The organism is Bradyrhizobium sp. 155 (assembly GCF_023101105.1).
GTDB classification, from domain to species: Bacteria; Pseudomonadota; Alphaproteobacteria; order Rhizobiales; family Xanthobacteraceae; genus Bradyrhizobium; species Bradyrhizobium canariense_D.
In genome coordinates this window covers 2,082,271-2,096,402 of sequence record NZ_CP064704.1, presented here as the reverse complement: position 1 = coordinate 2,096,402, position 14,132 = coordinate 2,082,271, and the positions used below count along the sequence as shown (strand labels likewise).

Annotated in this window: 11 protein-coding genes and 2 pseudogenes; 5 read left to right on the top strand and 8 right to left on the bottom strand. The window is 62.1% G+C overall.

Annotated elements, in window-relative coordinates:
* Positions 1–6: 6 nt before the first annotated feature.
* The 5 genes from aroE to IVA93_RS10100 are packed head-to-tail and all read right to left on the bottom strand — an operon-like array spanning position 7 to position 3,880.
* Positions 7–834: a shikimate dehydrogenase gene (gene aroE, locus IVA93_RS10120; protein WP_018460426.1), complete on the bottom strand. Its 828-nt coding sequence runs from the start codon at positions 832–834 to the stop codon at positions 7–9.
* Between the two features lie 3 nt (positions 835–837).
* Complete coding sequence (locus IVA93_RS10115; RefSeq protein WP_018460427.1) at positions 838–2,064, bottom strand: CaiB/BaiF CoA transferase family protein; 1,227 nt, start codon at positions 2,062–2,064, stop codon at positions 838–840.
* On the bottom strand, positions 2,061–2,531 hold the full coding sequence (locus tag IVA93_RS10110) for a MaoC family dehydratase (protein ID WP_018460428.1): 471 nt from the start codon (positions 2,529–2,531) through the stop codon (positions 2,061–2,063). The genes IVA93_RS10115 and IVA93_RS10110 overlap by 4 nt, the downstream gene beginning before the upstream one ends.
* Positions 2,532–2,544: 13 nt before the next feature.
* Complete coding sequence (locus IVA93_RS10105; protein WP_026234029.1) at positions 2,545–2,931, bottom strand: VOC family protein; 387 nt, start codon at positions 2,929–2,931, stop codon at positions 2,545–2,547.
* Positions 2,932–2,935: 4 nt separating this feature from the next.
* On the bottom strand, positions 2,936–3,880 hold the full coding sequence (locus tag IVA93_RS10100; RefSeq protein ID WP_026234030.1) for a ketopantoate reductase family protein: 945 nt from the start codon (positions 3,878–3,880) through the stop codon (positions 2,936–2,938).
* 102 nt (positions 3,881–3,982) lie between these two features.
* Here IVA93_RS10100 and IVA93_RS10095 point away from each other — a divergent pair, with 102 nt between their 5' ends.
* Positions 3,983–4,963, top strand: a complete 981-nt coding sequence (locus IVA93_RS10095; protein ID WP_018460432.1) for a LysR family transcriptional regulator — start codon at positions 3,983–3,985, stop codon at positions 4,961–4,963.
* 1,445 nt (positions 4,964–6,408) lie between these two features.
* Here the strand turns inward: IVA93_RS10095 and IVA93_RS10090 are convergent.
* Complete coding sequence (locus IVA93_RS10090; RefSeq protein ID WP_083926605.1) at positions 6,409–6,915, bottom strand: protein-L-isoaspartate O-methyltransferase family protein; 507 nt, start codon at positions 6,913–6,915, stop codon at positions 6,409–6,411.
* On the opposite strand from IVA93_RS10090, the pseudogene IVA93_RS10085 reads away from it, so the two are divergent.
* From IVA93_RS10085 to IVA93_RS10065, 4 genes and pseudogenes are all read left to right on the top strand, one after another.
* Positions 6,911–7,495, top strand: a pseudogene (locus tag IVA93_RS10085) (Hsp70 family protein); the annotation flags it as partial. The gene IVA93_RS10090 and the pseudogene IVA93_RS10085 sit on opposite strands and share 5 nt — an antisense overlap.
* A gap of 764 nt (positions 7,496–8,259) precedes the next feature.
* Positions 8,260–9,371: pseudogene (locus IVA93_RS10075) on the top strand (IS3 family transposase); the annotation flags it as partial.
* 390 nt (positions 9,372–9,761) lie between these two features.
* Positions 9,762–10,547, top strand: coding sequence for a hypothetical protein (locus IVA93_RS10070; RefSeq protein WP_026234034.1), 786 nt, complete (start codon positions 9,762–9,764; stop codon positions 10,545–10,547).
* A gap of 202 nt (positions 10,548–10,749) precedes the next feature.
* Entirely contained in the window at positions 10,750–11,889 is a 1,140-nt protein-coding gene (locus IVA93_RS10065) for an FAD-dependent oxidoreductase (protein ID WP_083926610.1), read from the top strand.
* Positions 11,890–12,638: 749 nt separating this feature from the next.
* On the opposite strand, the gene IVA93_RS10060 is transcribed toward IVA93_RS10065, so the two are convergent.
* Positions 12,639–13,436 (bottom strand): tetratricopeptide repeat protein, encoded by a 798-nt coding sequence (locus IVA93_RS10060; RefSeq protein ID WP_245288580.1) that lies wholly within the window; start codon positions 13,434–13,436, stop codon positions 12,639–12,641.
* A 23-nt stretch (positions 13,437–13,459) separates the two neighbouring features.
* Positions 13,460–14,080: a FecR family protein gene (locus tag IVA93_RS10055; protein WP_026234035.1), complete on the bottom strand. Its 621-nt coding sequence runs from the start codon at positions 14,078–14,080 to the stop codon at positions 13,460–13,462.
* Between the last annotated feature and the right edge of the window lie 52 nt (positions 14,081–14,132).

Genomic DNA, 14,132 nt, shown 5'->3' with positions numbered 1-14,132 from the left:
CGTCCGTCAGCTCAATGGAACAGTCAATTCGGCGATGACCTGGGCCGTGCTCGGTCGCACGCCGCGCCACCAGACGAAGGCTTCCGCCGCCTGCTCGACCAGCATGCCGACGCCGTCAGCCAGTTTGGCCACGCCTTCGGCGCGGGCCGCTTGCAGAAAGCGAGTCAATCCTTTGCCATAGGCAAGTTCGTACGCCAGCTCCGCGCCCTGGAAGACATTCCCCGGAAGCGGCGGCATTTCACCTCGCAGGCTGGCAGAGGTCGCGTTGACCACGACGTCATAGCCCTCGGCAAGGTCCGCCAGTTCAGCGTAGCCGCTCACCATCAGGGGACCACAGCCGGCAAACTCTTCGGCCAATGCCACGGCTTTGGACAGCGTTCGATTGACGAGAACCAACTCGGACGGTTGCTGGCGCAGGAAAGGCAGCAACGCGCCACGCGCCGCTCCCCCGGCGCCGAGCATCAGGACGCGCCGACCGGCCATTTTGACGCCGAGATTGGCAGTGATGTCCTGCACCAGCCCTACCCCGTCGAAATTTTCGGCGATGATCCGGTCGCCCTCGAATTTCAGGCAGTTGGCGGCACCTGCCCGTCTGGCGCTCTCTGAAAGCTCATTTGCATAAGCGAAGGCATCGAGCTTGAAAGGGGCGGTGATGTTCAGCCCCTTGGCACCCTCTGTCCGGAATTGGTCGACCCGTCGGCTGAAGCCATCGATAGGTCCCTCGATCGCCTCATAGACGAGATCCTGTCCCGTCATTCTGGCGAAAGTGCCATGGATCAAGGGTGATTTGCTGAAGCCGATCGGATTGCCAATCACCGCATAACGATCGCTCATCGCTCACTCCCGCACTGCAGCTTCGTTGTAAAGCACGCCGTCGCGCACCATCGCGTCGACGGCTTCGGCCGACAGTCCCAGCGATGCGGCAATGCGGCGATTGTCCTGCCCAAGCAGTGGCGCCGGAGTACGCACCGTAGTGTCGCAATCGGAGAACCGGAACGGCAGGTTCGGCAGCGTTACCTTGCCGAGCACCGGATGCTCCTGCTCGACCAGCATGCCGCGCGCATGGATCTGCGGATCCCTCGCGACCTCTTCGATGGTCTGCACGGGAGCGGACGGCACACCTGCTTCCTCGAGTGCCGCAAGACACGCATCCCGAGACGGCTGTGATAGCGTCCAGTTGCGCACAATCTCCATGGCTTCAGCATAATGGGCGTTCCGCGCGGCGGGCTTGGCGAAACGCTCGTCCAATGCCAGCGTGTCTCCTCCAATCAGGCTCGCCAATCGTCGCCACGCATCATCGACTTGCGCAGCGATGACAAGATTGCCGTCCTTGGCCGGAAAGACCCCGTAAACGGTCGAGTCCGGCTGTCCGCTGCCGGTTTGCTTCGGCAGGTCAGCGCCGCCCGAGAGGAAGTAACGCTGAACCGCATAGTCGTGCATCGAGACCATGCAATCGTACAGCGCCAGATCGATATGTTGGCCGCGCCCGGACGACGCACGGCCAACCAGCGCCGCATTGATAGCAGCGACGCCATGAATGCCAGTGTACATATCGGCCAGCGGCATCCGCAGCAGTGGCGGCGCTTCGCCGGGATTGCCCAATTGCGCCAGGGCCCCCGACATCGCCTCTGCGATCAGGCCGAAGCCCGGACGATCGGCATAGGGACCGGTGTGACCATAGGCGGAGACCGAGCAATAGATCAGCTTCGGATTCCGCCCCGATAGCGCTTTGTAACCAAGCCCGAGACGTTCGAGTGCGCCGGGTCGGTAATTCTCGATGAAGACATCGGCTGTGTCGACCAGCTTCATCATCATGTCGAGACCACGCTTGTCGCGCAGGTCGATGCAAAGTCCCTGCTTCCCCATATTCTGCTGTAGGAAGTAGCCGGATTGTTCGTCCTTGAAATATCCATGGGCCCGGCCTGCGTCGCCGCCCTTTGGACGCTCCACCTTGATGACCTCCGCGCCCATCGCGGCGAGGCAACGGCCCATGAACGGGCCGGCCAGGAAATGGCTGTAGTCGATGACGCGGACGCCTTTGAGCGGCAGATCTTGCGCGGTCATGCGCGCTCTCCCGCGACGCCGGTCTTCGGGCGCATCGGAATCATCAGCCGATGCTCACCGAGCTGCACCACTTCGCCGCGCTGATTAATCAGCTCCGAGGGCAGCACCACGATGCCCCACCCGTCCCGCTTTGTCTCGCGCATTGAACCCACGCGGAACTTCACGTGCACGGTGTCCCCGAGCTTGATCGGCAGCTTGAAATCCCACGTCCAGCCCAGCGACATTCCCGGGAGGAAGCGGTAGTAGGCACGGGTCTTCAAACCGTCGGCCAGCGACAGACCAAACAGCCCGTGCGCGACGCGCGTGCCGAACGGCGTTGTCTTCGCGTACTCCTCGTCGACATGGACCGGCGTGAAATCGCCCGTCAGTTCGGCGTAGGCATTTACCATTCCTTCTGTGACCGTCACCGGTGGCGTAACGCATTCATCGCCGACCTTGGCATCGTCCCAGTAGCGCTCATCTGTCATATCGCGTCTTCCTCTAGGCACGGGGATTGATCGCCAGGGCGGCTTCCACGGCGCCTGCGCTGGCTTGCAAGATTTCGACGTTGAGCCCGCCCGGCAGCTCGAGCCAGTTCGGCCCGGCGGGCAACGCCTTGGCGCCCCAGGCGGCGGCACGGGTGAGTACACCTTCGTAATCGTCGACCATGATGCCGAGATGGGCGAGACGCCCCTCTGGTCCGACGAAATTCGGATCTTCAATGAGTTGCACGCTTCCGAGCACCCAAACCTGACGCGGGCGCGTACCATCGGCGGGTTGCTCATCGCGATTGGCGAGACCAAGCACCTCACGAAAGAAGTCGACGTGACGATCAACGTCCGGCACACGGATCGCGACGTGTTCGACATAAGCGCGGGGCAATGACATTGTCTCAAGACCTTCCAGGATAGTCGCTGCGGGCGTATTCGATGCCTTTGACCAGCGCGACGAGGGTGGAATTGACGGGGGTCGGCACGTTGAGCCTGGCGCCCCAACGCACGACGGAGCCGTGGATGTAGTCAACCTCGGTCAGATTGCCGGACTGCAAGCTCTGCAGCATCGACGTCTTGAACTCGGGCGGAAGTCCGGCGGACGCCATCGTCCAGGCGCGTCGCGGATCGGTAATCGAGATCTTCACGCCGGCAGCTTGCGCAACCGCGATGCCCTCCGAGATTGCGGCCAGCGCGCAATCTTCCAGAACTGGCAGCGAATACAGGCCGCCATAAGTCAGCCCGGTAACGGCGGTAATTCCTCCTCCGGCGACGTTGATGAACAACTTGTCCCACATCGTGCCCAAGATGTTGTCGCTGAGCCGCGTGAGAATTCCGGCGCGATTAAAAGTCCCGGAGATTAGCTGCGCACGTTCCGTCAAGCGACCGTCAAGCTCGCCGATGATGGTCTCCTTGCCGAGGACCCCGGAACGAACATGACCAGGGCCGAGCAGCACACCGCCGACGTAGGTCTTGCCCGCCATGACCCGGTCACGACCAACCTCCTCCGACAGGATGTCCTCGTGACCAAGACCGTTCTGAAGCGACATCACGACCGTCCGCGGCCCGATGATCGGCGCCGCGGCACGGATGGCATCCCGCGTGTGGTAGGATTTGACGAGGACAATGACGAGGTCTGCCTCTACGCCAACCTGGGTCGCGGAAGTGCACGCAGTGACCTTCACAACGGTCTCGGCGCCAACTTCGAGCACCCGTAGGCCGCCGGCATTGATAGCGTCGACATGAGCCTGGAACGGATCGATCAGCCAGACCTCGGCCCCGCCGCGCGCCAGCGTACCGCCGATGGTCGAGCCCAAGGCTCCCGCTCCGATAAAGCAGATCCTCATCCGAACGCTTCTCCCGCGCCATTCTCGGCGTTGGAAGCACGGTAGCCGGCCGCTCGATATTTAGATATATTATGATCTTTATAGCAATTATTGTGAATCGCAATGAAGCACCAGGATCCCATCGAGACCAACCTGCTGGACCCGCGCCTGCTCAGGCTGTTCGACGCTTTGTTCGCAACGGGTAGCGTCACCAAGGCAGCCGAGAAGCTCGGTCAAAGTCAGCCGACCATTTCGATCTGGCTGGCCCGTCTGCGAAAGGAATTAGACGATCCGCTCTTCGTCCGGTCAGCAGACGGCATGCTGCCGACGCCGCGCGCGGAGGCTCTGATCGGCACGGCGAGGCAGGCGCTGGAGATGCTGCGTCGCCTGGCCGAGCTTCGCAGCGACTTCGATCCGACAACCGCGAAACGCCGTTTCGCCATTTGCATGACGGATGGAAGTCACGTCACGCTGCTTCCCTCCATTCTCGCTCAGGTCCGTCGCGTTGCGCCTGGCGTTCGTATCGAGGCGACACAGATCGGCCCCGACACCCCAAGAATGCTGCAGTCCGGAAAGGCCGATCTGGCGCTCGGCTACATCTCGGATCTCGACGCGGGACACTTCCAACAGGCACTGTTTCCGCAGGATTGGGTCTGCCTGGCGAGCGCGAAACATGCCCGGATCCGCGACCGCATCACGGCAAAGGATTTCAGGCGTGAGGCACACGTCCTCATTCGCTCCGGCACCGGGCATCAGTTGCTCGCCGCTGCGCTGCAGGAGCAGAAATTAGTCCTAGACGTTGGGCTGGAGCTACCCGGCTTTTTGGGGTTGCCTGCAATCGTCGGGACGACTGACCTGATCGCCACCCTTCCAAGGCACATTGGTGAAACGCTGGCTCACTATTACGGACTGCGCGTGCTCGACTGCCCGCTGGCAATCGCCGGATTTACGGTGAAGCAATACTGGCACGCCCGCTTCCATCATGACCCGGCAAGCCAATGGCTGCGTGGCGTCTGCGCGGAGCTCTTTCAACAGCAGGAAGTGCGGGGTCTATATCGTTCCGGTCGGCCAAGGAAACGAAGGCCACGCGATTTGCAGTCGTAATGGTCCCCGGTAGCGGGGCAACGACCGCGCCCGAGGCCACCGGCCGGGCCGACTGCGGCACGGCTGCAATTCCGCACATGCGCATCTGGACCGGTTGTCCGCTTCGTTCGCCGTAGCACCCTATTCTACGATGAGGGCAAAACACCTGCCCGCCCAGCTTCCACGGTATATGTTCGGATGGAAGCCTCGGAGATAAGCCAGCATGGCCACGCCGTTTAGTTCGATTCTGGACCGAGCCTTAAAATCTGTGTTTCCAAACGCGCCCAAAGTGAAACTGCTTACCGAATGAACTCAACAGCTTGACATCTGGCTGGGGCGGGAGGGATCGAACCTCCGAAGACTCCTACGTAACCCTATGAAAAATCGTGCTTTTCACGCTGCCTTGCTGAGGCTGTAATACACGTCCGTGAGACAATGCGCAAGACGCGCCGCCAATCGATTGTCTTGGTCCGTTGCACCCACCTTGTCGTCCCTAATGCCGTCGGCTGTTCAATCTGGCATGGCGGGAGGGACTCGGACTCCGATCCGAATTCGTGGCCGAGAACAGTAATCGGCACCGCGCGTACGAACTGTGTGTTGTGGCTGAGACAAACGAGGACCTAGAACGACAACCCGCGCAAATTCTAGATGCGAATTTATCGCACGCTAAGTTACACCTCACGTATCCTGCGATCCTCGCCGTGCCTGCCGGCCGCCCGGGCGTTTCGCTCTTGCCCAACACAACGATACAAGTTGGGGGTAGTAACGGGGGCGTCGGCGAGCACCCGCCTACGGCGACACCGATTCAAGAGTATGAGGAGTGACCTTTGGCTGGATCGCGGACCCATCATTTGCCGGTGCGCAGGGGGCGCCCGCCCCCGCGTGATCCTAGGTGGATTCGGGGCCAACTCGCAGACGGCTCCGCCGCACGGCGGCTGAAGGGGCCGCTCGCTGCGGACGCGCCCTCAGAGGTCCTGGATGGCAGCCCAATCATGTTGGGGACGACGGACCTGTGGGGATGCCTGACCCTCAACGCCTGCGGCAGTTGCTCATCCAAAAGGCACGGCGGCTGACGGCATAGCCAACCCGCTCCCGAGAAGTTTCTGCAGGCAAACTCCTCAGGCTTCGGAAATCTTGTGGAGTAATGAGGCTTGGTGTCCTTCTTGAAATTCCTTGGCTGCTCACTAGTTGCTTGTCGCCCTTCGCCGGCGTTTGGCTCAGACACCCAGCGGCGCAACGCCATTGGAGGTGTATTGGGACTGATACCATTTGACCCCTGCTCCCGCTGTATCGGGAGGATTCTATGCCGAACAAGATCCCAAATGTCAGACAATCCGGCAGTGGGTGTGGCGACCGGCAAGACGCGCTACGCGCTTCGGCGAGTGCCGTCGCCAGAAAGCCACCTCAACCTGCGGCCGCAAAAGGCCTAGCGGCCGAGGAGAGCGTGCAGGTCGAACTTGCGATCGCTATACGCGACCGAGCGAGGTTCTGCGCGACCCGACATTATGCGAGGAGCAGAAGCGAGATCTGCTCCGCCGGTGGGCGTTAGACGCATACCGCCTCGTAGCGTCCGCGAAGCAAGGCATGCAGTCGGATGCGGCCTCGGAGCTCAATGAGGCCATTGATGCGCTGATCGATCTCGACGGCGGCACGGCTCCCTTGTCCAAGCTTCCGACCGTATGCTCTGCAAGACCCGGAGAAAGTGCACGGGCTGCGTGATGCGGAAGCCCGTCCGCCGTCCGATCCGCGCAGTTCACTGAGCTCCGCGCGCCTGAACCGGTTCCAATTTCGAGCACCTTGTCCGTGGACTTCAGTGCGGCCGCTTCGGTCATCAGCGCGACAATGTAGGGCTGGGAGACAGTCTGGGCGTGCGCGATCGGCGGCGCGCCGTCCTCATCGCGCCGGCGAGGCCGATGCCGCTCGTGCCGCGAGCAAGAGATCGAGGAGTTCCAGCACAGGGGCGTCAAGCGCATTATCGATTACCTCGCAGATGAATTCAGGAAAGAAAGTGGCATCGAGCTGCGGAACGACCGCCTGGCGTTACAGCGTCTCAAGGACGCTGCGGAGAAGGCCAAAATCGAGCTGTCGAGTAGCACAGAGACAGATGTCAATCTCCCGTTCATCACCGCGGACCAGCACGGACCCAAGCACCTCAACATCAGGCTGACGCGAGCCAAGCTGGAGGCGATCGTCGACGACCTCATCCAGAAAACCATTCCACCATGCCGGGCTGCCCTGAAGGACGCCGGTCTGGAGCCTGGTCAGATCGATGAAGTCGTGCTGGTTGGCGGCCAGACCCGCATGCCCAAGGTGCAGGAGACCGTCCAGGCCTTGTTCGGGCGCGAGCCGCATAAGGGCGTCAACCCCGACGAGGTCGTGGCCATCGGGGCCGCCATTCAAGCCGGCGTGCTGCAGGGTGACGTGAAGGACGTGCTGCTGCTCGACGTCACTCCCCTGTCCCTGGGTATCGAGACGCTCGGCGGCGTGATGACGAAGCTGATCAACCGCAACACCACAATTCCCGCAAAACGCAGCCAGGTGTTCTCGACGGCAGGCGAGAGCTCGGCCCGAAGCAAAGCGAGCGCGTGCGCTATCACGCCTTCGATCTCTTGTACCTCGACGGCTATGACCTGCGTGGCGTCGTGTACGAAGAGCGCAAGCGGTTTGCTGCAGCGGCTTCTGAAGGACGCGCCCGAGACGTTCATGTACGTCGAGGCGCTTGCGGGCGACGGCAACGTAATCTTCGAAAAAGGGTGCCAGCTGGGGCTGGAAGGCCTGATCGGCAAGCGGCTCGGCGAGCCCTATCGCTCGGGCCGACAGGAGAGCTGGATCAAGCTCAAGTGCAAGAAGAGCGACGCCTTTCCGATCGTCGCGTTCGTGGAGAAGTTAGGGGCGCGCCCCCGGAAAGTGGCCTCGCTTTACGTCGGCCGGCGCGAGAACGGCAAGCTGCTCTAGCCTCACAAGCCACCTGCGGAATCCTCCGCGAAAAGTGTGGAGAGGTAGTCTGGAGCGGCCGGATTATGGGCGCGATGATGATGCGCAAGGAGCCCGCGAGCGCGCCCAGGAGGCCGTTCGAGAAGCCGACGGGCGGAGGCGGAAGCCTGGTCCGTCCGCATGGAATGCTACGGGGGCCCTGCGCAGCCCTGCCCGACGATCGATCAATGCTTAGTGGCGGACTCGCCTGGCTGGAGGTTGAGTGCGCCCGCTGCAAGACACGCGAGCCTGCCATTCGACGTCATATGAAGTGGACCCCGGAAATAGGACCAAACGTTAAGGTGTGAAGCGTCCTGCTCTGTTTGAACCGACGGAGCACGGATATGACGAAATCACGCAAGAAGTTCGATGCCGCATTCAAGGCCAAGATTGCCCTGGAGGCCCTGCGCGAGGTCGCGACGGTGCCTGAACTGGCGAAGCGGCACGGCGTTCACCCGAACCAGATCTACGGCTGGAAGAAGCAAGTCCTCGACAATTTGGCGAGCCTGTTCGTGCGTGGCGCGACGGCTTTGGGAGATGGCGAGGAGGAGCATGAGCGTGAGACGGCGAAGCTATATACGAAGATTGGCCAGTTGACGGTTGAAAGGGATTTCTTGGCCAAGAGGCCCGGGCGATGACCGTCCCCGAGCGCAGGGCGATGGTCGAGCGCCCTGGCGAGAATTTGTCGGTTCGGCGGCAATGTGAGCTGCTGAATCTGGCGCGTTCGGGCGTCTATCGCTCCGAGCCGGTGACCAGCTCCGACGATCTGGCCATGATGCGACGGATCGACGAATTGCATCTGAAGTGGCCGTTCTACGGCTCGCGACGAATGGTGTTCGAACTCAACCAGGCAGGCTACGGCATCAACCGCAAGCGCATGCAAAGGCTGATGCGCGTGATGGGAATCGAGGCGCTGGTCCCGCGTCCCGGCACCAGCAAGGCAGCGCCCGGCCACAAGATCTATCCATATCTTTTGCGCGGCGTCGGCATCACCGAGCCCAATCACGTCTGGGCCAGCGACATCACCTACATTCCGATGGCGCAGGGATTCCTGTATCTGGTGGCGATCATCGACTGGGCTACCCGGGCGGTACTGGCGTGGCGTCTGTCGAACACGATGGATACGGGCTTTTGCATCGCCGCGCTCGACGAAGCGCTGGCGCGGCACGGCCGGCCTAAAATATTCAACACGGATCAGGGCGCGCAGTTCACCAGCTCAGCCTTCACCAGCAGGCTTGAGGCTGTAGGCATTGCGATTTCGATGGACGGACGCGGTCGTTTCATGGACAATATTTTCATCGAACGGCTGTGGCGCTCGATCAAGTACGAGGAAGTGCATCTGAAAGCCTATGCCGACGGACGCGAAGCGCGAGATGGCATCGGATCATGGATGAGCTTTTACAATCATCGCCGCCCGCACCAGGCGATGAATAACCAGTTTCCGATGGCGGCATGGCGTGCCGGCATCGACAGGATCGAGGCGGCGAGGACTGTGGATATGCCGCTTCGCTTGGACAACGCAAACGCGTTGCCCACATACCCACAGCAGACGCAACAGCAGCAGAAGAAAGCTGCTTGATTTGAACGACAAGGCAGGCCGGATCACACCTTAACTTTGGCGATCCATGGTCCCCGCTCCGGGGTCCACTTCTATACATCGGCATAAGCACACGCCGCTCTGGAGTTTAGGCGCTTTTTCCTGCCTCGATCAGCCTCGAACTTTCGGCGATCGGACTCATTTGCCGACGGCGCCTTCGCGCGCAGCGCTGGGCCCGAGCGCACAGGCTAAAACTGTGCTAAACAACGAAAGTCAGCACCATCGTCAAGGGTTCACATGGAGCACCAAATGGCTTCCACGCGGGACGACAGCGTCGCGGAACGGCAGATCGCGGAGGAGCTTTCGCACCTGACGCGCAAGGCGGAAGACGGTGCCTCGGTCCAGCCGACCATGGAGACGTCTCGCGCACCGGCAACGAACCATCAACCGACGAAACAGCCCCACGTGGCCTTCGTCTGCTCTCTGTTGGCTGTGTCCTTTGCTGCTTGGTGGTGGTGGTCGTCCTCCGCACAACCGGCGATGAGGGCCCCTTCGGACCCTGCACCCCTGACGCGGGGCCCCCGAGATGCTGCGGCGCCGAAAGACGCGGCGCCGTCTGCAATCGCCCTGGTTTCCGACTTGACGCAGCAGCTGCAGTCGATGACGCGCGATCTCGCTGCCTTGAGGCAAGCAGTCGAACAGCTTAACGTGACGCAAGAGAAATTGGTCCACGACAATGAAAATGTGGCGCGCCAACTCAAGACAGGCCAGGAAGAACTCGCACGTAACAGCCGTGTCATCGACGATGTCAAAGGGATCCAGATCCAGATGGCCCGCGAAAGTCAAACGCTCACCGATCGCCTCAACGCAAACCAGGAGCAACTCGCCCGCGCCACGGCGAACGCCTCAGCACCAAAGGAGATGATGCCTGAAGGTACGAACGCAATCCCAGAAAAGCCACAGGTCATGCAGGAAGTACCATTGCCGCGTCCACGGCAGTCGGCCAATGTTGCCCAGGCGCCAAAGCCGGCGCCAATTGCCAGACCGCAAGCTATAAAACCGCAACCGTCGTTATCGTGGCCATGGTCGCGCTAAGCCGCGACCGACCTGCTCCTGCGGCCGAAACTAAAGCTATGGAGACGGGCGCCGTTGACTGCGGCTCCTATTCAGACTTTCGGATCTGGCCCGCTGTCGCCCCGCGGTCCCTTTCGCTACGTAATCGCCCTCCCGTAGACCTTGTAAACCCGCGAAATCATCAGGATGATCGGCGAGTCGTAGCATCGCTCGCGAGGCCTTCATGCGAAAATGCGAAGTCGCCGTGCTGGGTCTAGGACTCATGGGCGGAGCAGCGCTCAACTCATTGTTGGATGCCGGCGTCGATGCGCTCGGCTTCGACCCTGTCGGACCCGGTTCGGATCGAGGCTCGTCACATGGTTCATGTCGAATTTTCCGTCGCTTCAATTTCGAAAACCCCAACTACACCAGCCTGAGCGACGAGGCTCATGCCGGTTGGATCCGGCTGCAGGCCGAAAGCCGTCAAACGGTTCTGACGGAAACCCCTGTTTTGGAGGCAGGCCTCCCCGGCTCTGCGATGGTGGCGTCGTCACGCGCGGCCGCGATCGCGAAAGGGCGCCCTGATCCGATGTTGACCGCGACCGTAGCGAACAAGGAATTTCCGGCTTTCGCCCTGCCCGACGACTGGGACGTCGTAGTACAAGACGGTGGCGCGATACTGCGGACCGGTGTCGTCATGAGACTGATGCGCTCACGCGCCGGCAACCGTGTGATTCCGGAACGCGCGAGCTTCACGCCGCACCACGACGGCGTATCGATCCGCACGGTGACCGAAGAGTTCTTCGCCGAGCGCGCGATTCTGGCGCTGGGTCCATGGCTCGGTCGCGCACTCCCGACACTGGGCGCGCTGCTCAACGTGACCCGACAGGCGGTCGGCTGGTTCAAGCCGACCCGCCCTGACACTGTGGCGCTCGGTCGTTTCCCGATCTTCATTCTGGACCGAGGTCCGAACGACGTGGTCTACGGCTTTCCGGACTTCGAACAGCGCGGCGTCAAAGCGGCGCCTCACAACCACGGGCCCGTGGTCGGCCCCGACGACTGGGGTCCGCAGGCCACCGAGGCCGAACTCCGCCCGGTCGGCGATGCGTTGGCGGCCCTTGTCCCGGGCGCGGCCGGGCCAATCATCGATCGAGACGTCTGCCTCTACACCAACACCGTGCCCGCCGACCGCCTGCCCGATGCGGGCGAGGAATTCATCATCGATCGCTGGCCGGATTCCCGCCTAATCGTCTGCTCCGCGTGTTCAGGCCACGGTGCGAAGTTCGCGCCTGCCATCGGGCAAAGGCTTGCCCGACTGGCCACCGATCCGTCCTACGAAGCGGAGTCCTTCTTTCAGCTTTCCCGATATTCTCAATTCGCCTGAGCGGATATCGCGGCGTGGCCGGATCGGCTACGTTACCCTAGCGGTGTCACTGGCCGATATGTTCTGCGCCGGCGAGCTTCGGCGCGGGACCTCCGAATTCGCGCGCGAAGACTATTGAAGCGCGAATTGAGCCTTGAGCCGTGGTGTGAATCGGCGTGGCCCGAGGCTGATCGGCACGATAAGTCTCTGATTCACATCACATTGGAGGGGGCATGCTTCGATGCCGATTCACATCCCGGCCTTCCGCCGACCTGCACGCTCGTCGGCCGGACGTGCCGCGGTGGTCTCGCAGCGGCGAGCAAATCCTGTAGCTTGTAACCGTAGTTAGTCACGTCAACCGCGCCTCACCCCACCGAAAATTTTAGAATCCTCAACGCCTTGGTCATTCCCGTTTGGAGGAGCGGTGATCCTCGGGTAGGCGGGATACGTACTCGTCCACATTCCGGACCAGCGGAGCACTGATAAGGTTTTGCGTATTACCTTATCAGTTGGCCAGCTGACTCCGCTTCGTATGAAAGCTTATCAGTCGATCAACTGACCCCGTTTTGACTCGAAAGCTGATGAGTTCGCCATCTGGCTCTGTTTCGTACGTCTGCTTATCGGTTTTGTAGGAAGCAGAACCGTTTAGCATTTTTCGGGTATCGCTCGCTGGGGGAAAAATCAATAAAAAAACTGCTCGACTGCTGCAGCTCAGGTTCTCTCGGTAGGGGAGAGATGGCATTCTCCGACGGGCACGCGTTGAGGACGGACTACGGTACGCCGTAGCGCGCGAATTCCTCGGCGATGTCGCCCCGGACAGCTTTCGCGGCCGCGACATCGGCTTCTCCCGAAGCCGTCTCGCCGCGGCGGATCTTTGCCCGGCCGCGACCGTACAGCGCGGCGGCGAGCGTGGGGTCGATGCGTAGCGCGGCGTCGTAGTCGGCGATGGCCGCATCGGTCCGTCCAGCCTTGAGGTGGGCGAGCGCGCGGGAATCGTAGGTCGCAGCCGTATGCGCGCCCGACCCGATCGCCTTGTCGCAGGCTTCCACCGCGCCTTGCGGGTCGCCCGTGCTCGCCCGGATCCAGCAAAGGCCGCTCCAAGCCACTTCCATGTCGGCGTTCAGACGAGTCGCGGCGGTGTAGTCGCTTTCGGCGCGTACGAGATCGCCCTTCTTCAGCCAGGCCTGGGCGCGGTTGACGAAGGCGCCGGGGTATGCCGGCTGGAGGGCGATGGCTCGGTCGAAATCCTCCATCGCGGCGTCGTAGTCGCCTGTCCTCAGTCTCGCCGCGCCGCGGTTGTTGACGGGCTTGGCGAAGGTCGGATCGATGCCTATGGCCGCCTCGAAGTCGGCGACAGCGCGGTCGTAGTCGACCTTCGCTGCGTAGGCGATGCCGCGGTTGTTGTGGGCGATGGCCAAGGCCTGTGGCCCGCCACGGCCGGCTGCGATGAAGGCAGAGCAGGCCTCGATCCTCCGGTCGGGGGACGAAGCGGCGTTGCAGAGCTCGACGTTCCGGAATTGACCTTCCGGCTTCTGCGCCGACGCGGGGGCGGCCAGCAGCAGGATCATAACTAGCGCCGTCCCGAAGACCTTCAGCATCCCCGGCAGATGCCGAGAGCGCGGTCGGCCCTCCGCTGCCGGGGAGGCGCAACGGTCGGACCGGCCTTCCGCTTCATGACCGCATCCTTGCCCTCCTCGATCAGGGTGGCGAACTTGACCGTGCCGTCGTCCGAAATCTCGATGTGGGGCGTGGTGCCCCGGATCCCCAACGTCGCCACCGGCGTGTCCACCTTCATGCTCCCGGTCTTGGCGACGCTGCCGGCGACGAAGGTGAAGGTGCCTCTGGTCAGGCTGATCAGGGTTGAATTGTCCTTGCCGTCCGGATCGTAGACGAACTCGCTCATTTCCATGCTGGCGTTACTCGACAGGCTGAAGGAGCTGCCGTCGGCGAAATTGATACCGAGGCGCCCGTCGGCGCCCGTCCTGACGACGTCGCCCCGATAGACTGGATCGCCGACCTTCGCGCTGGCCCCGTTCTCGGACAGTCTCGCCTGCACAACCGCGGCATCGATATGCTCGATCACTGCCTTGCCAGCGACGGTCACGACCTTGCCGATTGGCTTGACGTCCTGCGCCCGAAGCGGCGCAGGCGGATACGCCACTGCAACGAGCAAAAGGCAGAGAAGTCCTGCGACCGTCCTTAGTCCGTGCATGCGTCGCTCCCGTCCGTGAAGTGCCCGCTTCGGCGGAATGATGCCAGAGCGC